Consider the following 20,196-nt stretch of genomic DNA (forward strand, 5'->3'; position numbering starts at 1 on the left):
AATATTATGGCGTCTTCCGATTTTGCGTTTGCAAATGATATCCGTTCCGCGGCGCTGCTGCGCACGCCCCGCACCTCCCGCATGCTGCTGTGGACGTCGTGCGCCCTGCTCGCGACGTTCCTGATCTGGGCGCATTTTGCCGTGCTGGACGAGGTCAAGCGCGGCAACGGCCGTGTCGTGCCGTCGCGGCAGATGCAGGTGGTGCAATCGCTTGAAGGCGGCATCGTCGGCGACATCCTGATCCGGGAAGGCGACATCGTTCAGCAGGGCCAGTCGCTGATGCGCATCGACGATACGAAATTCGCCGCCGAGTTCGGCGAGATCCGCGAGCGCCGCGCGGCGGCGGCGGCGCGGGTGGCCCGCCTCGAGGCCGAGGCGCGCGGACGGAGCGAAATCAGCTTTCCGGACGATCTCGACAAGATGGTTCCGGCGGCCGTCGCGACCGAGTCCAGCGTGTTCAAGATGCGGGCCCAGAAGGTCGCGCAGGACATCGACGTCCTCAATCAGCAGGTCACTCGCCTCTCCGGCTCCCTCAAGCTCCTGGAACGCGAGCAGACCCTGACCCGCAAGCTCTATGAGCAGAAGGTCGTGCCCGAGATCGAGATGCTGCGGCTTGACCGGCAGGCCACCGACATGAAGGGCCAGCTGGCCGAGGCGCAGTCCAAGATCGCGAACATCACCACGTCCTTCCGCTCGCAGGCCGACGAGGATCTGGCCAAATCTCGCGGCGACCTCGCCGTCCTCGACGAGAACATCAAGTCGGCCCAGGACCGGGTCCGCCGCACCGATCTGAAGGCACCGGTCCACGGCATCGTCAACAAACTGAATGTCAGCACCATCGGCGCCGTCGTGGCGCCGGGCGCCAACCTGATGGATATCGTGCCTCTCGACGACACGCTGCTGGTCGAGGGCCGGATTCGTCCCCAGGACATCGCCTTCATCCGTCCCGACCAGGACGCGGTGGTGAAGGTCAGTGCCTATGATTCTTCGGTCTACGGATCGCTGAAGGGCAAGGTCGAACGCATCAGCGCCGACACCATCGTCGACGACAAGGCCGAGAAGACCGAACGTCAAGAGACCTTCTACCGGGTCATGGTGCGCACCGAAAAGAACCATCTCGGCACCGAGCAGCACCCGCTGCCGATCATTCCGGGCATGGTGACCACGGTCGAGGTCCTGACCGGACAGAAGTCCGTGCTGGACTACATCATCAAGCCCGCTCGCCTGCTGCGTGAAGAGGCGCTGCGCGAACGCTGACCGGAACCGCGGCGTACGTGGTTAACCGATCATGACCTGTGGTCGTTCAATTTCGAACGAACCGGCCAACCATGGATTGACCGCCTTCTCGACAATCCAGGTCGCAGCCCCCTCCACTTAACTCGGCTTAAGCCGCCAAGACGCCAGTCTGCGTCCCGATAACAGCGGGGACGCAGATCGACGCACAGACGTCGACGGTCCCCGGCATTGGGGACGTCATATGAAGTCGCTGAAGATTGCTTCGTCGGCGGTCATCGCCGTGGCTGCATTTTCAATAAGTTTTTGCACAGCGTCGTCTGCGTTTGCCGCGGACGAGCTTTCTCTCGGCAATCCCGCCGGCGAGCTCGCGCCGGCTTCGGATGCCGCAGCGAACCGCCCGCCTGCCACCTTCTTCACCATCGCCGACGTGCTGGCCAAGCTCGACCGGCAGCGCGGCCGTGGCCCGAACGCCATTCGCACCGCCTCGCTCACGCCGCCGAACACGGCGACCGATGCGTTGCCTGCGGCGAAGCCGCTTCCGCCTGTTGGCGCCGAACCGTTCGGCCTGTTCACCTTCCGCGCACCTGAGAACGGCCTGTGGCGCAAATGGCGCGGCCTCGAATCCGACCTCGCAAGGGAGCAGACCGTCCTCGCGCATTGCCGGGAGAACGCCGCCGATTGCCCGCCCAATGCCGCGCAGTTCCTTCGCCTGATCAACGCGGTCAAGTCCAAGTCTGGACGCGACCGGCTGGATGAGGCCAACCGCGCCGTCAACCAGGCGATCCGCTATGTCAGCGACTTCGCCCAGCACGGTGAAGCCGACCGCTGGACGGCTCCACTCGCCACCTTCGCGACCGGCAAGGGCGATTGCGAGGACTACGCGATCGCAAAATACATCGCGCTCAGCGAAGCCGGCTTCCCGCGCGAGGAGCTGCGCCTGGTGCTCGGCCGCGATCGCGCCATCCGCCAGGATCATGCGGTGCTGGCGGCGCGGCTGGACGGCCATTGGCTGATCCTGGATAGCCGCCGCTCGGAGCTGATCGACGACGGCGAGCTCGACAACTTCACGCCGATGTTTGCGATCAACGAGCGCGGCGTCCAGCTGTTTGCTGCCCCCTACGCCAAGCGGCTTCCGCTCGGCGACGAGCTCGACGCGGCACCGGCGGCCGCCAATGCGGCGGACGCCGAATGGACCGGTGTCGAGGCGCCTGAAGCCGTAAGCCCGCTGCCGGGCTTCCTGCCCGTGCTGATGTAACGGCACGCGGCAAGAAAACAGCGCAAGAAAAAACCCCGTCGAAAATTCGACGGGGTTTGGGGGGGCCTATCTAGGCCGATCAGTAGACGTGGACGTTCGCCGCGGCCGGCACGCCGGTGCTGACGTGAGCCAGGTCCACCTTGTCGGTGCCGGTACCGTTGGCCGAGTACCACAACTCGTGGGTCGTGGCGTTGAACACGAACTCCTTGCCGGTACCGCCATTCCACGTTGCGGCGTTGGTCTCGTCGCCGACATGGAAGTTGGCCGCGGCGACGGTGGACGCCTGGCCGATCGACAGATTATCGCCGAGGTTGACGAAGATCTGGTCGGACAGCGCGTTGAAGTTGTTGATGGTGTCGTGTCCGCCACCGTTCAACTGCAGGACGAAAGTGTCGTTGCCGGCGCCGCCGTTCAGGATGTCATTGCCGGCGCCACCATCGAGATAGTTGCCGCCGGCCGCGAGGCCGGTCAGCGTATCGTTGCCGCTGCCGCCGAGAATACCCTGGATCCCGCTGTAGGTATCGCCCTGGGCCGTACCACCGGTACCCATGCCGGTCTGCAGGTTGACCGCCACGCCGGCCGTATCGTCCCGATAGTCGACGATATCGAAGCCGCCGCCGCCAACAACGGTGTCGGTGTGCGAGCTCGTGGCGATGACATCGGCGCTTGCACCGCCCGTCAGCGTGAAGTTGCCGCTCCCATCGCCGGCAACGACGTGGATACCCAGCGTGGACGACGTCGTGTGATCGCCATCGCCATCCGTCGCCACGATCCCGAACGACAGGTTCTGGTCGGATGGCAGAACCGTCTTCGACACATCCGCTGCCGTCAGGCGAATGGATTCGCCCGCGGTGCTTCCTGTGATCTGAAGGGAATTGAACGCGATCGTCGGATCGATCAGCAGATGCCCCGTCGCATCCACAGACGCGAATCCGGATTGCGTCGTGCCATGGATGGTGTCGGTCGCGGTCCAGAACACCGAGTCCCCGACGTTGCCCGAGTTGACACTGAAGTTCACGGAATTCACGAACTCCGGATTCGTGTTTGCCGGGTCATCAACCCCGATTCCCGTTCCTGGAATATGAAACTCCATGTTGAACGTTTCGCCGAAGTTCAGGAAGTTGTTCCCGACACCAAAGCCTTGTGTCGAGGAGTTAACGAACTGTGCCGAGGAGAATTCGATGCTGCCATCGGCAAGTTCAGCCCACGTCACGTGCCCGCTGGTCAAACCGGTGAGCGCATCGGTAACGATCGTCGACGCCTGCGGATGCAGCAGGTCGAACGTGTAGGTGCCGTCCTCGAACACCTTCAGATCGAAAACCTGCGTCCCGGTGGCCGACCCGATCAGCTCGGTGCCGATCGCGTGGCCACTGGCATCGGTCAACGTGATCGTCGAGTAGGTAATGCCCGTAATGGCCGGACCGGTGAGCGTAAAGCCGCCGAAGCCATCGGCGCCGAAGTTGACGGCGAAGGTGCCGTTCACCGAGCCGATGTCGTTCGGCAGCGTTCCGTTGACGAATGCGCCGAGCGTCGGGCCGTCGTCGAGGAAGCTGATGTGGGTGCTGATGTCGGCGGTGGCCGACGTGTGGTCACCGTCGGAATCGGTCATCGTGACGGTCGCGCCGATCTTGCCAGCCGCCAGCGAAACAGCGTCGTTGGGGTTGGTGGTGTCGGGCTGATGGAGCGACAGGTATTCCGCCACATAGAGCTGACCGGTTGCCGGATCGATGGCGATCGCAAACGCCACCTTGTTGCTCAGGCTGGGATTGACGGCATCGACGCCGGCCGTGCCGATGATCCGGCCGCTGGCGTCGAGCGACAGCGTGATGGCTGTGCCGTCCGTCAGGGTCAGACCAGAGGCGGCATTGAGCACGCTCAGGGCATAGGTCGTCGTGCCCGCACCGTCCGCGCCGTAGCCGCCGCCGGTCAGGGTCAGGATGCTGCTGGCACCCGTGGAGGCAAAGCTGAGCGCACCGTTGTCCAGCACCGCGGACGACACGTCGGGATCGGTGCCCGCGTTCGCCACGGTCGTAAACAGCCCGGCAACCGTATTCGCCACGCCGTTGAACGTGATCGCGGTCGAGCCAAGAACGTCGGTTGCGCCACTGACCGTCTGAACGCCAGGCGTCTCGTCCACGCCGACCGTCGCCGCGCTCACCGTCAGCGTCGGTGCCTTCGGACCATCGTCACCGAACGAAATCTGGTGGCCGACGTCGATCGAGGCAAACGCCGTGACCGTCTTGTCGCCTTCGCTGTCGGTGGTGAACGCGCTTGCCTTCAGGTCGATCAGGTTCGCGGCGAGCTGCTTCACATCGTTGATGTACGAGCCGCTGTAGGTGTCGATCTGCGAATGATCGATCGACTCGAACTGCGTCAGCGTCACCATGCCGGTCGTGAGACCGACGCTCAGCGTGAAGGCGGTGTTGCCGGCCGTGATGCCGGCCTGGGTGGCCGACGTCGAACCGGTCACGATGCCGGTCACGCTGTCGAGATACAGGTAGATGGTGTTGCCGGCGTGCGTGAGCCCGCTGGCGCTGCCATTGGCGACGCCGGCGTGCAGGCCGAGCGTGTAGTTGATCGTGGTCGCGCCGGCGCCGTCGGCGCCGTACAAATTGGTATTGCTGATGGTGAACGCACCCGAGAAGTTCTCGGTTGCGATCGTCGCCGACGGATTGGTGTCGTGCGAATCCTGGGTCCCGACGAAGTTGCCGCCGGCCAGGCCGCCGTCGAACGTCAGCAGCACGGGCGCCGTGAACGCCGCCAGCGTCACCGTCGGCGTCTGCGGACCGTCGTCGCCGAACTGGATCTGGTGGCCGACGTCGATCGTGGCCGAGGCCGTGACCGTCTTGTCGCCCTCGCTGTCGGTCGTGAACGCGCTCGCCTTCAGGTCGATCAGGTTCGCAGCCAGTTGCTTGACGTCATTGATGTACGCGCCGTTGTAAGTGTCAGTCTGCGTATGGTCGATCGACTGCAGTTGCGTCAGCGTCACGATGCCGGTCGTCAGACCAACGCTCAACGTGAACACCGTGTTGCCGGCCGCGATGCCGGCCTGCGTGGCCGAGGTCGAGCCGGTGACCACGCCGGTCACGCTGTCGAGGTACACGAAGATGGTGCTGCCGGCGTGCGTGAGCCCGCTGGCGCTACCATTGGCGACGCCGGCGTGCAGGCCGAGCGTGTAGTTGATCGTGGTCGCGCCGGCGCCGTCGGCGCCGTACAAATTGGTATTGCTGATGGTGAACGCACCCGAGAAATTCTCGGTCGCGATCGTCGCCGACGGATTGGTGTCGTGCGAGTCCTGGGTGCCGGTGAAGTTGCCGCCGGCCAGGCCGCCATCGAACGTCAGCAGCACAGGTGCCGTGAACGCCGCAAGCGTCACGGTCGGGGTCTGCGGACCGTCGTCGCCGAACTGGATCTGGTGGCCGACATCGATCGAGGCCGAAGCCGTGACCGTCTTGTCGCCTTCGCTATCGGTGGTGAAGGCGCTGGCCTTCAGATCGATCAGGTTCGCGGCGAGCTGCTTGATGTCGTTGATATACGAGCCGCTATAGGTGTCGGTCTGCGAGTGATCGATCGACTCCAGCTGGGTCAGCGTCACGATGCCGGTGGTGAGACCGACGCTCAGCGTGAACACCGTGTTGCCCGCGTTGATGCCGCCCTGTGTCGCTGACGTCGAACCGGTCACAACACCGGTCACGCTGTCGAGATACAGGAAGATGGTGCTGCCGGCGTGCGTGAGCCCGCTGGCGCTGCCATTGGCGACGCCGGCGTGCAGGCCGAGCGTGTAGTTGATCGTGGTCGCGCCGGCGCCGTCGGCGCCGTATAGGTTGGTATTGCCGATGGTGAACGCACCGGAGAAGTTCTCGGTCGCGATCGTCGCCAACGGGTTGGTGTCGTGCGAGTCCTGGGTGCCGGTGAAGTTACCGCCGGCCAGGCCGCCGTCGAAGGTCAGCAGCACCGGTGCCGTGAATGCCGCCAGCGTCACGGTCGGGGTCTGCGGACCGTCGTCGCCGAACTGGATCTGGTGGCCGACGTCGATCGAGGCCGAGGCCGTGACCGTCTTGTCGCCTTCGCTGTCGGTCGTGAACGCGCTTGCCTTCAGATCGATCAGGTTGGCGGCAAGCTGCTTGATGTCGTTGATATAGGAGCCGTTGTAGGTGTCGGTCTGCGAGTGGTCGATCGACTCCAGCTGGGTCAGTGTCACGATGCCGGTGGTCAGACCGACGCTCAGCGTGAACACGGTATTGCCCGCGTTGATGCCGACCTGGGTCGCCGAGGTCGAGCCGGTGACCACGCCGGTCACGCTGTCGAGATACAGGAAGATCGTGCTGCCCGCGTGGGTGAGCCCGCTGGCGCTGCCGTTGGCGACGCCGGCGTGCAGGCCGAGCGTGTAGTTGATCGTGGTCGCGCCCGCACCGTCGGCACCGTACAAATTGGTATTGCTGATGGTGAACGCACCGGAGAAGTCTTCCGTCGCGATCGTCGCCGACGCATTGGTGTCGTGCGAGTCCTGGGTGCCGGTGAAGTTGCCGCCGGCCAGGCCACCGTCGAAGGTCAGCAGCGCCGGCGCCGTGAACGCCGCGAGCGTCACCGTCGGGGTCTTCGGACCATCGTCGCCGAACTCGATCTGGTGGCCGACATCGACCGAGGCCGAGGCCGTGACCGTCTTGTCGCCTTCGCTGTCGGTCGTGAACGCGCTGGCCTTCAGGTCGATCAGGTTCGCGGCGAGCTGCTTGACGTCGTTGATGTAGGCGCCGTTGTAGGTGTCGGTCTGCGAGTGGTCGATCGACTCCAGCTGGGTCAGCGTCACGATGCCGGTCGTCAGGCCGACGCTCAGCGTGAACACCGTGTTGCCCGCCGCGATGCCGCCCTGCGTCGCCGACGTCGAGCCGGTGATCACGCCGGTCACGCTGTCGAGATACAGGAAGATCGTGCTGCCCGCATGGGTCAGACCGCTGTCGACGCCGTTGGCAACGCCAGTGTGGAAGCCCAGCGTGTAGTTGATCGTCGTCGCCCCGGCGCCGTCGGCACCGTACAAATTGGTATTGCTGATCGTGAACGCACCGGAGAAGTCTTCGGTCGCGATCGTCGCCGACGCATTGGTGTCGTGCGAGTCCTGCGTGCCGGTGAAGTTGCCGCCGGCGAGGCCGCCGTCGAACGTCAACAGCACCGGCGCCCGGAACGCCGCGAGCGTCACCGTCGGGGTCTGCGGACCGTCGTCGCCGAACTCGATCTGGTGACCGACATCGACCGAGGCCGAGGCCGTGACGGTCTTGTCGCCTTCGTGATCGGTCGTGAACGCACTCGCCGTGAGGTCGACGAGGTTCGCCGCCATCTGCTTGATGTCGCTGATATACGAGCCGTTATAGGTGTCGGTCTGCGAGTGATCGATCGACTCGAGCTGGGTCAGCGTCACGATGCCGGTGGTGAGACCAACGCTCAGCGTGAACACCGTGTTGCCGGCGTTGATGCCGCCCGCGGTGGCCGAGGTCGAGCCGGTGATGACACCGCCAACATCGTACAGGAAGATGGTGCTGCCGGCGTGCGTGAGACCGCTGGCACTGCCATCGGCAATGCCGGCGTGCAGGCCGACCGTGTAGTTGATCGTGGTCGCGCCGGGACCGTCGGCACCATAGAGATTGGTGTTGCTGATCGTGAACGCGCCGGAGAAGTCCTCGGTCGCGATCGTCGCCAACGGATTGGTGTCGTGCGAGTCCTGGGTGCCGGTGAAGTTGCCGCCGGCGAGACCGCCGTCGAAGGTCAGCAGCACCGGTGCCGTGAACGCCGCCAGCGTCACGGTCGGGGTCTGCGGACCATCGTCACCGAACTGGATCTGGTGACCGACGTCGATCGTGGCCGTTGCCGTGACCGACCTGTCGCCCTCGCTGTCGGTGACGAACCCGCTCGCCGTCAGGTCGATCAGGTTCGCGGCCAGCTGCTTGATGTCGTTGATATAGGAGCCGTTGTAGGTGTCAGTCTGCGAGTGGTCGATCGACTCCAGCTGGGTCAGCGTCACGATGCCGGTGGTCGGACCGACACTGAGCGTGAACACCGTATTGCCGGCGTTGATCCCGCCTGCGGTGGCCGAGGTCGAGCCGGTGATCACACCGCCGACGTCGTACAGGAAGATCGTGCTGCCCGCATGGGTCAGGCCGCTGGCGCTACCGTCGGCGACACCCGTGTGCAGAGCGAGCGTGTAGCTGATGGTCGTGGATCCAGGGCCGTCCGCACCGTACAGACTGGTGTTGCCGACCGTGAAGGCGCCGGAGAAGTCTTCCGTCGCGATCGTCGCCGACGCGTTGGTGTCGTGCGAGTCTTGCGTGCCGGTGAAGTTGCCGCCGGCGAGGCCGCCGTCGAACGTCAGCAGCACCGGTGCGTTGAACGCCCCCGGCGTCACCGTCGGAGCCTGCGGGCCGTCATCGCCGAACTGGATCTGGTGGCCGACATCGACCGACGCCGAAGCGGTCACGGTCTTGTCGCCTTCGCTGTCGGTGGTGAACGCGCTCGCCTTCAGATCGATCAGGTTCGCGGCCAGCTGCTTGACGTCGTTGATGTAGGCGCCGTTGTAGATATCGGTCTGCGAGTGATCGATCGACTCCAGCTGGGTCAGCGTCACGATGCCGGTGGTCAGACCGACGCTCAGCGTGAACACCGTGTTGCCGGCGTTGATGCCGAGCTGGGTCGCCGAGGTCGAACCGGTCACCACGCCGGTGACGCTGTCGAGATACAGGAAGATCGTGCTGCCGGCATTGGTCAGCCCGCTGTCGACGCCGTTGGACACACCGGCGTGGAAGCCCAGCGTGTAATTGATCGTGGTCGCGCCAGGACCATCGGCACCATAGAGATTGGTGTTGCTGATGGTGAACGCACCCGAGAAGTCCTCGGTCGCGATCGTCGCCGACGGGTTGGTGTCGTGGATATCCTGGGTGCCGACGAAGTTGCCGCCGGGCAAGCCACCATCGAACGTCAGCAGCACCGGCGCCCGGAACGCCGCCAGCGTCACGGTCGGGGTCTGCGGACCGTCGTCGCCGAACTGGATCTGATGGCCGACATCGACCGAGGCCGAAGCCGTGACGGTCTTGTCGCCTTCGCTGTCGGTCGTGAACGCGCTCGCCGTCAGATCGACGAGGTTCGACGCCAGCTGCTGGATGTCGCTGATGTACGAGCCGTTATAGGTGTCGGTCTGCGTGTGATCGATCGACTCGAACTGGGTCAGCGTCACGATGCCGGTGGTCAGGCCAACGCTGAGCGTGAACACCGTGTTGCCGGCGTTGATGCCGCCCGCGGTGGCCGAGGTCGAGCCGGTGATGACACCGCCAACATCGTACAGGAAGATGGTGCTGCCGGCGTGCGTGAGACCGCTGGCGCTGCCGTCGGCGACACCAGTATGCAGACCGACCGTGTAATTGATCGTGGTCGCGCCGGGGCCATCGGCGCCATAGAGGTTGGTATTGCTGATGGTGAACGCGCCGGAGAAGTCCTCGGTCGCGATCGTCGCCAACGGATTGGTGTCGTGGATATCCTGGGTGCCGGTGAAGTTGCCGCCGGCGAGGCCGCCGTCGAACGTCAGCAGCACCGGCGCCTTGAACGCCGCCAGCGTCACGGTCGGGGTCTGCGGACCGTCGTCGCCGAACTGGATCTGATGGCCGACGTCGACCGAGGCCGAAGCCGTGACGGTCTTGTCACCTTCGCTGTCGGTCGTGAACGCGCTTGCCGTGAGGTCGACGAGATTCGACGTCAGCTGCTGGATGTCGTTGATATACGAGCCGTTATAGGTGTCGGTCTGCGTATGGTCGATCGACTCGAACTGGGTCAGCGTCACGATGCCGGTGGTGAGGCCAACGCTCAGCGTGAACACCGTATTGCCGGCGTTGATGCCGCCCGCGGTGGCCGAGGTCGAACCGGTGATCACACCGCCGACGTCGTACAGGAAGATGGTGCTGCCGGCATGGGTCAGACCGCTGGCGCTGCCGTCGGCGACGCCGGTGTGCAGGCCGACCGAATAACTGATCGTGGTCGCGCCGGGGCCGTCCGCACCATAGAGGTTGGTGTTGCTGATGGTGAACGCACCGGAGAAGTCCTCGGTCGCGATCGTCGCCGACGCATTGGTGTCGTGTGCGTCATCCGTGCCGATGAAGTTGCCGCCGGCGAGGCCGCCGTCGAAGGTCAGCAGTTCGCCGGTCTTCGCCCCGGACACCGTCACCGTCGGGGTCTTCGGGCCGTCATCGCCGAACTGGATGTTGCCGCCCAGATCGAGCAGCGCCGAGACCGTTGCGGACGTATCGCCATCGTTGTCGGTGGTGACCGCACTCGCCTTCAGGTCGATCAGGTTCGCGGCAAGCTGCTTGATGTCGTTGATATACGAGCCGTTGTAGGTGTCGGTCTGCGTATGGTCGATCGCATGCGTCTGCGTCAGCGTCACGCTACCCGTGGCGTCCACGCTCAGCGTGAACACGGTGTTGGCAGCCGTGATCCCGGCTTCCGTCAGCGACGTCGAGCCGGTGACGATACCGCCGATCTCGTACAGATGGATCTCGTGACCGCCGGACGTCAGACCGGACGCGCCGCCGTCACTGAACCCGGTATGGAATTGCAGCGCGTAGGTGATCGCCGTCGTACCGTGGTCGGCACCGGCATCGTTCAAATTGCCGAACGTGAACGCGCTGGCAAAGTTCACCGTCGCAACCGTCGGAGACGCGTTGGTGTCGTGCGCGTCCTGCGTGCCGACGAAATTGCCGCCGGCGAGGCCGCCATCGAACGTCAGCAGCACCGGCTCGACGCCGGACGTGACCACCGTCGGGTTGACCGGGCCGTCGTCCAGGATCGTCAGATGCGATCCGACATCGGCGGTCGCGGTTGCGGACTGGCCGAAATTGTCCGTGATCGTCGCGGTCACCGTGATCAGGCCGGACGCCAGCGTGATGCCTTCATTGAAGTCGCCGGGCGTCAACTCATGAACGGCGCGCAGATCCGTCAGCGTCACGTGGCCCGTGGCATCGACCGCGACCGTGAAGACGAGATCGCCACCGATCGCCGTGCGTCCTTCCACGACGCCGGCCGCGTTGACCGTCAGCAGCACGTGCTGACCGGTCCCGGAATCGATCAGACCGGAATCGGCGTGGGGTGAACTGATGGACAGCGAATAGGTCAGCGATTGCTGGCCACCCGGCACGGTGACGTTGAACGACACCTGCACGGTGGCGACCGTTGTCCCTGCGGGACCCTGCCCCGAACCGGCAACGCCGTTGGTGGCGGCGGTCAGGAAGCTCTCGTCGACGATCAGTTGCGGTACGAGACCGCCGGAAATGGTCGGGCCCGGAGGGATTCCGTTCAGCACAAAGCCTGGCGGCACCGTGGTCTGGAAGCCCGGCAGCTCTTCGTTCCCCGCCAACGTATTGGTGCCCACCGGGCCGAGCGGATCAACCGCGAACGGGCTGAAGTTCGCGCCGCTCGCCTGCGCGTTGCCGTTCGAGTTGCCGCCATTGTCGGCCGCCGGCAACACGGAGGAATCGGTGCTGATCGGAAACAGACCTGCAAACTCCTGCACCGAGACGTCGCGCCCCGGCGCCATCTCGATGGTGATGTTGCTCTGCCCATCCGCGCGGGAGTCGAAGAACGGCTCAACCGTGACGGTCGACTGGTTGTCGAACAGGATGATCAGCTTTTCGCCGACATGAACCAGCGTGATCTTCTCGTTCGCGATCGACGAGAAGTCGACCTTCACCTTCTGGTCGTATCCGAGATTGATCACCACTGCCTGATCGGTCAGTGGCTTGGTCAGCTTGTAAATTCGTACGGGAGCCGAATTGGTGGAATTGCCGGTGCCGGTAGCCTGAGCGACCTGAAACGAACCCTGCATTATCAACTCCGCAAAATGCGATTAGAGGAAAAGTTGTAGAAAAATTTAGTTTTAGGCTATTGTTAACCCTCCCCTCGGTCAAGGAATGTATTTGGTTAATCAATGCTTTCCGTCGAAGTGTGGTAAAGATCGGACAGGTCGGTGCTGCAAGAACAACGGCATAGCCCGTTTGACTTGGTCGAAAGCCAGTATTTGCCCGGCCCAGTTCGTCCTTGCCGACTATTCGGAGCGCTCGATGCGGGTGATTCTTCTTCTGGCTTGTGCCGCCGTCTTGATTTGGGACTCCTTCGGCACAGTGGCCGCGCAAGCCCCGCAACCACCAGTCCCGCGCGAGACCACGGTCGAGCGCCAGGTTCAGGCCCTGGCCAACCGGGACACCCAGATCGGCCTCTACCTCAACGTGCTGCCGGACTGCACGTCGGGGCCGCTGCCAACCATCCGGCTGGTCAGCCCACCCACTGCCGGGAAAGTTGTGGTGAAGTCAGCGAAGGCCAAGGCCACCAATTACAAGGCCTGCCTGGCGCTCGAGGTCCCCGCCTATGTCGCCTTCTACAAGGCGCCGCCGGAATTCCTCGGCGACGACGCCTTGACCCTCGAGGTCAAGTATCAGGGCGGCCGCACCGAGATTCAGAAGATCACCGTCAAGGTGAGCGGGCCGGGCAACCAGCAAAAGATCTGACGGCCCCCTGCGGGCCTGAACAACGCGTTAGAGCGGTTCGCCGTCGGCCGTTTCCTGCTCGACATCGTGCGAGACCTCGCTCGGCGCGGCGGCCGGCTGGCCGAGCTGTGCCCTGTCCTCGTGGCAATCGCTGATCCGGCGGGCGACCACCCGGTCCATCCGCGGCGCCTGGCCGTGGACTTCGTTGACCTCGGTATAGGCCTCGTCGCTCAGCACCGTGATGACGGTGCTGACCGGGCCCATGTAGTCGCACCGGTTGGAGAACACGTACCGGTTGCTGATCTTCTCCGGCCTCGAGGAATGGCAATTTCCGATCGACGGGGACGAGAATGTCGCCTTCATCGCCTGGGTCGGGTCGACACAGCGCGTCATCTCGCGCTCCAGCAACTTCTGCCGGCCGCTGGATGGCGACACCAATTCCAGCGTCCGCACGAAGCGCCACATCCCTTTTCGGAAGGTCGGCCCATTGAAGCTTTCCTCGGCCGCAGCACCCTGGGATGCGAGCAAGGACACGGCAAGGGCGGCCACGACGCCAAGCGTGCATGCGAAGACCTTCGACCGCCCGAAGCTCTCACGCGTAGTCATTCGGTGAATCCTTATCGGCTGCACGATACGCATCGCGTGACTTCACTTGAAGCACGCCCAACCTCACTTCATTCCAGAACACTTCGCGTTAAGGTGGAGTAAATGCTCGCCCTTTTGGCTGGAGATCTCCGCCGTCGACTGCTCGATCCGGCGCGAGGCGCGATCAAGGCTCACTGTGGAAAATCCTCTCCGGAAAACTACGGACCCGCCCGGGCCCGTCGCAAACGAGGCCCGCGCCTCAGCCTCCCAACCGCTGAGGCTGGCAAGCTGCCTCGGCTGATCGCAAGCTAGTGCTGCAAACGCGCCGCCGCGGATTTCTCGGAATTGGCAGCGCCGCTATCGTCGCAGTCGCCGATCCGCGTCGCGACCACCGTGTCGGTCCTGGGATGCTCGCCGGTGCTGACCTCGTTCAGCTCGGTATAGGCCTCGTCGCTGCGCACGGTGATCACGGTGCTGACCGCGCCCATGTAATCGCATCGACGCCCGAAGGTGTATTGATTGCCGACCTTTTCAGGCTTGTCCGAGACGCAGCTTCCGACCGGGTCTGGTGAGAAGGTCGCCTTCATGGCGAAGGTCGGATCGACGCAGCGGGTCGTTTCCGCGTTGACCACCCGGTACTTGAAGTTCTTGTTGGCGCTCTTGACGACGTCGAGCGTTCGGATGAAGCGCCACAACCCCTTGCGGAAGCTCGGCCCCGAGAACGCCCGATCGCTCTGCGCCGGCTGCGCCGCCGCTGTCCGGCCGTTCGCCGGCTGAGGAGATGGCGTCTGCGCGTGAGCCGCAGGGACGATCAGCAAGGTCAGGAGCGAACCTGCAATGGCACCACGGAAGTTCATTCCCACCCCCGATGTTCGCCCCGAAATCCGCTCGCGATGCGATCCGGCCGGGCGCTTGAAGCAGTCGCTGCAAAACGACTCAAATACCCCTCACCAGTTGCAGGCCAATTGTGGCCAGTAAAGGCACGTTGTCGCAGCCGGACGGTCTCGAGCGCAATTCCGTTCCAGTGCAGCAAACGCGCAACACCTAAAGCTCAATCCGCAAGCTGAAGGAGCCAATCAGTCGCGTTGCACCGGGTGGCGCGGTTTGACCTTGAAGGTTTTTTTTGCTCATTTAGCGCGAGTTATTTTTCCTCAATTACTTAGCCTATCGCTGGACAAGGGGGCACTGATGCGCATTCGGTTTTGCTACGTGGTCGCGGGCATTTTGGCATTGAGCGCAACGCTATCGGGCAACTCCCGGCCGGCAGCGGCCGCAGATCTTGGCCTGGTCACGAAGGCACCGGTCGGCACCTGCACCGAGATCGTCTTCACCTGCGAGAACGGCCATCAATATCCGCTGTGCCCGCGCGCCGTGTCGGTCGAAGGCGAGGTGGTCACGGCTTCGCTGCTGACCGGCCATGGCGGCGTGCATGTGCGGCTGGTGCCGATGGGCGTCGGATATCGCTATGCCGGTCAGGGCATCTGGCTGGACGGTTTCCGGGAAAACGCGCTGCTCAACTTCGGCAAGCACCACCAGGTGGCCTGCGCCATCGCGCATTAATCAAGGCCTGACCTGCCAGCTCCGCGCCCGCGCGGAGATCATACTCAAACAAGGCGCGATAGCGATTCGGCCCGATCGATCGCGCGTCACTTTGCGCTCCGCGCCGCACCGATTGGCGCGACACGAAGCACATCGTGAACGGCCGCTCCTCACCCCTTGGTGCGGAGCACGGCGCGCGATGAGCGCGAGAACATATACGCCTTCGGATAGACGTAGACCGGGCAGTAATCCTGCCACTGGTACAGCTGCCAATTCCATTTCCAGCAGCCCTGCTCGATCTGAGGCTCCTGCACGTAGTCCAGCCGGTACGGCGGATCGCCAAACGGATAGTCGCCGCATCGCGCCGCCGTCGACGACAGAACGACGATTGAAGCGGCCGCGGCAATGATCACAGAAAATGACTTGTTCATAACGCCCCTCGATCGAATGACGTGACGGCGCGAGAGTGCCAAATCCACCGGTCCTTATCAAGGTGCCGGCCGCCACACCCCGACGCCAAACGACCGTTCTAGACCGCGCGATTCTGCGTCGGCGAGCGGCCGCCGCCGTCGGCGACCAGCACCGCTCCAGTCACGAAGGACGCCTCGTCGGAGGCCAGGAACAGGCAGCACGCCGCGATCTCGGCAGGCTCGGCCATCCGTCCCAAGGCGATCCGCCGCTCGACGCCGCTAAACTCGGTCTCGGCGGTGGTGCCGTTCTGGTCCGCGAGCAGCTGCATCTCATAGGCGCTCATCGGCGTTCGTACCCAGCCGGGCGCCACGGCATTGGCGCGGATGCCGTCGGCGCCATGGGCGTAGGCCAGCGAACGCGTATAGGCGACGACGGCCGCCTTGCTGGCGGCGTAGCTTGCGCTGTCCGGGCTGGCATTGAACGCGGCAACCGAGGCGATGTTGACGATCGCGCCGCCGCGCTGCCGGAGCAGCGGCAGGGATGCGCGGCAGACCCGCATGGTCCCCGTGAGGTTGACGTCGAGCGTCTTGGCCCAGACCTCGTCGGAGACGCTTGCGGGCTGATCAGGTACGATCAGGCCGGCGGCATTGACGACGATATCGAGCCACGCGCCGCAAGCGGCCACGGCTTTGGCAATGTCGTCCGGCCGGGTGACGTCGCCATGGACCGCCTGCCCTCCGCACTCCGCCGCGGTCGCCTGCAGCTCGGAGTCACCGAGCCCGAACAGCACGACGCGCGCGCCGCTCAGCGCCAGCAGCACAGCGGTGGCCCGGCCGATCCCGGTGGCTGCGCCGGTCACCAGCGCGGTCTTTCCGTCGAGCCGCGGCATCAGAGCAGTATCCGGAAAGGTGGAAACCGGTTTTCCGAAACGATCATGCTCATCTAGAGTCCCCACTGCCGTTCGACGGCAAATCCGGTCTCCGGCAGTGTCGAGCCGCCGTCGACGGCGATGGTCTGCCCGGTGACGTATTTTGCCTCGGCCGAAGCGAGATAGAGCATCGCGCAGGCAATGTCGTCGGCGCTCCCCATGCGCCCCATCGGGATGAAGCGCTCGAGCTTCGCCTTGTTCTCCGGCGCGCTCATGGTGCCGCGGCCGGGCTTCTCGATGAAGCCGGCTTCGACGCCGTTGACGGTGATGCCGTCGCGCGCGAGCTCGAAGGCGGCGCCGCGGATGAACGCATTGACGCCGGCCTTTGCCGCCGAGTAATGCGCGCCGCCGCCCATCGCGACGCGCGCCGACACCGACGATGTCACGAGGATACGGCCGAAGCTGACGGCGCGCATGTGCGGAATAGCTGCCTGCGCGAGCCAGATGGTGGCGTTTAGATTGAGCCCCAGCGTCTCGTCGAGCCTCGCTTCGTCGAGCTCGTCAAGCGAGGCCCACGGACAACCGCCGGCATTGTGCACGACGATATCGAGCCGGCCGTGTTGAGCGGCGACACCGTCAACCATTGCACGCAAGCTGCTGCGATCGAGCCGGTCGAACGGGACGCAATCCGCGGTCCATCCATCGGCCGCCAGATCGCGCGCCAGTGCCTCGGCCACATCAAGCGTCCGGTTGGCGATCACCACGGTCGCACCGGCCTGCGCCAGCCGCCTCACGATGGCGGCACCGATCCCCCTGCCTCCGCCCGTGACGATGGCGACCCGGCCGTCGAGCTTGAACGGAGGCGCCTGCATCAGATTGCTCCCGCACCGCGCAGCAGATCGATGAACTGCGCGAACACCGCCGTGTGCTTGTCGACGTCGCGTCCCGACGTTGCCGGACACATCAGCAGCATGGTGTGGAACGGCGTCACAAGGATGCCCTCGTTCATGTAGAACGCATGGAGCAGGGTCTCGAGATCAGGCTGCCGTCCGGCAATGACGTCGGCGCCGCTGCGTGGCGGCTTTGGCATGAACATGATCTCGGCGCGCGCCCCGATCTGGGTGACGTGCCAGGGCAGTCCGGCGGCCTCAATCAGCCGGCGCGCCTCCTGCGCGAGCCATGTCGCGGTTCCGATCATCCGCTCGTAGTTCGCCGAGGTCAGGACCTTCTCCAGCACCGCGCGCATGGTCGCGACCGTCAGCGCGTTGCCGGCGAGCGTGCCGCCGAAACCGAGATGCGCCGACTGCCGCTGGCGCGGATTGACGTGGGGCACGAGCTTCCAGAGCCGCTCGGCGATCTCATGGCTCAGGCCGAATATGCCGGCAGGGATGCCACCCGCGATCGCCTTGCCGGCGACGAAGATGTCGGGCTCGAGCCCCTGACTTTCGGTGTAGCCGCCCGGTCCACAGGACAGCGTATGGGTCTCGTCGATGATGAGGACGGTGCCGGCGCGTCGAGTCAGGTCGCGCAGCGCCTGATGAAAGCCAGGATCGACCGGGATCATGCCGAAATTCGTCATCAGCGGCTCGGTCAGCACGCAGGCGACATCGCCCTGCGCCAGCGCCGCCTCCAGCGCGGCGACATCGTTGAACTCGACCACCCGGCTCACGGCGTCATGATCGATGCCGTTGGGGTGGATCATGTTGCGCAAGCCAACGCGGCCGTCGCGAATCTCGACATGCGCCTCCTCGACGCCGCCATGATAGCAGCCGGAGAACACAAGCACCTTGCGCCGGCCGGTGATCATGCGCGAGATGCGGATCGCGGCGCGGTTGGCGTCGGTTGCCGACGTGGTCAGCGTCCAGTATTTCGGACCGAAGCGGCGTGACAGCTCGGTGCCGACCCAGAGACTGTCCTCCGTCGGCAGCATCATGGTCGCGCCGCGCTTGAGCTGAGCAAGCGCAGCTTCCGTCACCGCCTCCGGCGCATGACCGCACATGCCGCCGGTGTCGCCGAGGCAGAAATCGATATAGTCGCGGCCATCGATGTCCCTGATATGCGCGCCCTGCGCCTCCTCGACATAGACAGGGAAGCCGCCGGCCCAGCGCCGCATCCAGTGCGACGGGCCGCCATAGAGATAGTGCTGCCGGCCTTCCTGCCAGGCCGCCGCCGATCGCGGATGCAGTGCCCGGAAGCGCTCCTGCTCGGCATCAAGCAATCGGTTCAGAACGCCCGCGCGTTCGGCAGTCGTTGTTGTCATAGGGCGATCCAGGCGGTCTTGAGGTCGGTATAGGCGTCGAGCGCGTGGAGCGACTTGTCGCGTCCGAAGCCGGATTGCTTGAAGCCGCCGAGCGGCACCGTGATATCGGCGCCGCCATAGGCGTTAACGTGCACGACGCCGGCCTTGACGGCGCGCACCATGCGATGCGCCGTTGACAGGCTTCCGGTCCACACCGCCGACGCAAGTCCATACGGCGTCGCGTTGGCGAGCGTTGTGGCATCTTGCTCGTCTTCGAAGTGCGTGACCGCCAGCACCGGTCCGAACACCTCTTCGCGCCAGATCTCCATCGACGGCGTCACCTCGGTGAGGATCGCGGGTGCCATGAAATTGCCGCCGCTCTCGGCGCGGACCTGCTCGCCGCCAGTCAGCCGCTTTGCGCCCTGCGCTTCCGCGCGGGCGACGGCATCCAGGTTTTTGCGCAACTGCACCTGGCTCGAGATCGCGCCGATATCCGATGTCAGTTCGAGGGGGTCGCCGACACGGAGCTTGGCGGTGGCGTCGAGCAGTTCGTTCATGAAGCGATCATAGATCGCGGACTGCACCAAGAGCCGCGAGCCGGCCACGCAGACCTGGCCCGAATTCCGGAAGATGCCGTTGGCCGACACCTTGGCCGCATGCCTGATGTCGGGCACATCGGCGAACACGATGTTGGGCGACTTGCCGCCCAGCTCGAGATGGACCCGCTTCAGGTTCGACCGCGCCGAGCATTCCAGCAGGCGCCGGCCGACCGCGCCCGAGCCGGTGAAGGCCAGCACATCGACATCCATATGCAATGCGAGCGCCTCGCCGGCCGATGCGCCGCGGCCGGTGACGACGTTGAGCACACCGTCCGGCAAGCCCGCCTCCGTCGCAAGCTCGGCAAGCCGTAGCAGTGTGAGCGATGCCAGCTCCGGCGGCTTGACCACGACGGAATTTCCCGCGGCGAGCGCCGGACCGATTTTCCACGCGCCGATCATCAGCGGGAAATTCCACGGCACGATCACACCGACGACGCCGAGCGGCTCGCGATGCACGAGCCCGAGCACGTCGGCCGAGGTCGGCGCGATCTCGCCATACACCTTGTCGATCGCCTCGGCGTAGTAGCGAATGGTACCGGCGGCCGACAGCGGCTCGGCCTTGTAGGCCATGCCAATCTCGGTGCCATTGTCGCGCACGCCGAGCACGGCGATCTCGAGCGCGTGCTGCTCGATGAGATCGGCGAACCGCAGCAGCACTTTCTTGCGCTGCGCCGGCGCCGCGCGCGACCAGCTGCCCTGCTCGAAGGCCTGCCGCGCCTGTTTCACCGCAAGATCGACATCCGCCGCATCGCCATCTGCAATGCTCGTCAGCACCCGGCCGTCGATCGGCGACACCACATCGAGTCGCGCCTCGCTGACGGCTTGCGCCGGCCGTCCGCCGATGAAAAGCTGTTGGGCCGGAATGACGGTCGAGCGATAGCGATCGATCTGGGCTTGCTGCATGCGAAGACGATTATGACGGTGAAAAAAGCGACTCCCGACCAGGGATC

The 20,196-nt window shown here is 64.8% G+C and carries 12 protein-coding genes; 4 read left to right on the forward strand and 8 right to left on the reverse strand.

The features are described 5' to 3' along the window. The first annotated feature begins 6 nt into the window (after positions 1 to 6). Positions 7 to 1,257 (forward strand): HlyD family type I secretion periplasmic adaptor subunit, encoded by a 1,251-nt coding sequence (locus tag XH92_RS28830; protein WP_194455139.1) that lies wholly within the window; start codon positions 7 to 9, stop codon positions 1,255 to 1,257. 220 nt (positions 1,258 to 1,477) lie between these two features. Then, complete coding sequence (locus tag XH92_RS28835; protein ID WP_194455140.1) at positions 1,478 to 2,491, forward strand: transglutaminase-like cysteine peptidase; 1,014 nt, start codon at positions 1,478 to 1,480, stop codon at positions 2,489 to 2,491. Between the two features lie 79 nt (positions 2,492 to 2,570). On the opposite strand, the gene XH92_RS28840 is transcribed toward XH92_RS28835, so the two are convergent. Next, positions 2,571 to 12,347, reverse strand: a complete 9,777-nt coding sequence (locus XH92_RS28840) for an S-layer family protein (protein WP_194455141.1) — start codon at positions 12,345 to 12,347, stop codon at positions 2,571 to 2,573. A 235-nt stretch (positions 12,348 to 12,582) separates the two neighbouring features. Between XH92_RS28840 and XH92_RS43185 the strand changes: the two genes are divergently transcribed. Further along, positions 12,583 to 13,026 (forward strand): hypothetical protein, encoded by a 444-nt coding sequence (locus tag XH92_RS43185; RefSeq protein WP_246787712.1) that lies wholly within the window; start codon positions 12,583 to 12,585, stop codon positions 13,024 to 13,026. A 27-nt stretch (positions 13,027 to 13,053) separates the two neighbouring features. Here the strand turns inward: XH92_RS43185 and XH92_RS28850 are convergent, their stop codons facing one another. Together XH92_RS28850 and XH92_RS28855 are read right to left on the reverse strand one after the other, a co-directional pair. Continuing rightward, on the reverse strand, positions 13,054 to 13,611 hold the full coding sequence (locus tag XH92_RS28850; RefSeq protein ID WP_194455142.1) for a hypothetical protein: 558 nt from the start codon (positions 13,609 to 13,611) through the stop codon (positions 13,054 to 13,056). 287 nt (positions 13,612 to 13,898) lie between these two features. Continuing rightward, positions 13,899 to 14,447 (reverse strand): hypothetical protein, encoded by a 549-nt coding sequence (locus tag XH92_RS28855; protein ID WP_194455143.1) that lies wholly within the window; start codon positions 14,445 to 14,447, stop codon positions 13,899 to 13,901. A gap of 331 nt (positions 14,448 to 14,778) precedes the next feature. Here XH92_RS28855 and XH92_RS28860 point away from each other — a divergent pair, with 331 nt between their 5' ends. Beyond that, a complete protein-coding gene (locus tag XH92_RS28860; protein ID WP_194455144.1) occupies positions 14,779 to 15,150 on the forward strand; it encodes a hypothetical protein in 372 nt (123 codons plus the stop codon). Between the two features lie 149 nt (positions 15,151 to 15,299). Here the strand turns inward: XH92_RS28860 and XH92_RS28865 are convergent, their stop codons facing one another. The 5 genes from XH92_RS28865 to XH92_RS28885 all read right to left on the reverse strand — a co-directional run bounded on the left by XH92_RS28865 (position 15,300) and on the right by XH92_RS28885 (position 20,149). After that, on the reverse strand, positions 15,300 to 15,560 hold the full coding sequence (locus tag XH92_RS28865) for a hypothetical protein (protein ID WP_194455145.1): 261 nt from the start codon (positions 15,558 to 15,560) through the stop codon (positions 15,300 to 15,302). A gap of 98 nt (positions 15,561 to 15,658) precedes the next feature. Then, positions 15,659 to 16,429, reverse strand: coding sequence for an SDR family NAD(P)-dependent oxidoreductase (locus tag XH92_RS28870; RefSeq protein WP_194455146.1), 771 nt, complete (start codon positions 16,427 to 16,429; stop codon positions 15,659 to 15,661). Positions 16,430 to 16,482: 53 nt separating this feature from the next. After that, positions 16,483 to 17,280 carry an SDR family oxidoreductase gene (locus tag XH92_RS28875; RefSeq protein ID WP_194455147.1) on the reverse strand — a complete coding sequence of 266 codons (798 nt, stop codon included), beginning with the start codon at positions 17,278 to 17,280 and terminating at the stop codon, positions 16,483 to 16,485. Beyond that, positions 17,280 to 18,668, reverse strand: a complete 1,389-nt coding sequence (locus tag XH92_RS28880; protein ID WP_194455148.1) for a transaminase — start codon at positions 18,666 to 18,668, stop codon at positions 17,280 to 17,282. The genes XH92_RS28875 and XH92_RS28880 overlap by 1 nt, the downstream gene beginning before the upstream one ends. Beyond that, positions 18,665 to 20,149 carry an aldehyde dehydrogenase gene (locus XH92_RS28885; RefSeq protein WP_194455149.1) on the reverse strand — a complete coding sequence of 495 codons (1,485 nt, stop codon included), beginning with the start codon at positions 20,147 to 20,149 and terminating at the stop codon, positions 18,665 to 18,667. The genes XH92_RS28880 and XH92_RS28885 overlap by 4 nt, the downstream gene beginning before the upstream one ends. Between the last annotated feature and the right edge of the window lie 47 nt (positions 20,150 to 20,196).

The organism is Bradyrhizobium sp. CCBAU 53421 (assembly GCF_015291625.1).
Lineage (GTDB): Bacteria > Pseudomonadota > Alphaproteobacteria > Rhizobiales > Xanthobacteraceae > Bradyrhizobium.

Excerpts from the sequence above, each read along its gene's own strand:
- XH92_RS28885 (WP_194455149.1), bottom strand. The coding sequence starts at position 20,149 with ATGCAGCAAGCCCAGATCGATCGCTATCGCTCGACCGTCATTCCGGCC.
- XH92_RS28840 (WP_194455141.1), bottom strand. The coding sequence starts at position 12,347 with ATGCAGGGTTCGTTTCAGGTCGCTCAGGCTACCGGCACCGGCAATTCC.
- XH92_RS28855 (WP_194455143.1), bottom strand. The coding sequence starts at position 14,447 with ATGAACTTCCGTGGTGCCATTGCAGGTTCGCTCCTGACCTTGCTGATC.
- XH92_RS28850 (WP_194455142.1), bottom strand. The coding sequence starts at position 13,611 with ATGACTACGCGTGAGAGCTTCGGGCGGTCGAAGGTCTTCGCATGCACG.
- XH92_RS28870 (WP_194455146.1), bottom strand. The coding sequence starts at position 16,429 with ATGCCGCGGCTCGACGGAAAGACCGCGCTGGTGACCGGCGCAGCCACC.
- XH92_RS43185 (WP_246787712.1), top strand. The coding sequence starts at position 12,583 with ATGCGGGTGATTCTTCTTCTGGCTTGTGCCGCCGTCTTGATTTGGGAC.
- XH92_RS28830 (WP_194455139.1), top strand. The coding sequence starts at position 7 with ATGGCGTCTTCCGATTTTGCGTTTGCAAATGATATCCGTTCCGCGGCG.
- XH92_RS28860 (WP_194455144.1), top strand. The coding sequence starts at position 14,779 with ATGCGCATTCGGTTTTGCTACGTGGTCGCGGGCATTTTGGCATTGAGC.
- XH92_RS28875 (WP_194455147.1), bottom strand. The coding sequence starts at position 17,280 with ATGCAGGCGCCTCCGTTCAAGCTCGACGGCCGGGTCGCCATCGTCACG.
- XH92_RS28865 (WP_194455145.1), bottom strand. The coding sequence starts at position 15,560 with ATGAACAAGTCATTTTCTGTGATCATTGCCGCGGCCGCTTCAATCGTC.
- XH92_RS28835 (WP_194455140.1), top strand. The coding sequence starts at position 1,478 with ATGAAGTCGCTGAAGATTGCTTCGTCGGCGGTCATCGCCGTGGCTGCA.
- XH92_RS28880 (WP_194455148.1), bottom strand. The coding sequence starts at position 18,668 with ATGACAACAACGACTGCCGAACGCGCGGGCGTTCTGAACCGATTGCTT.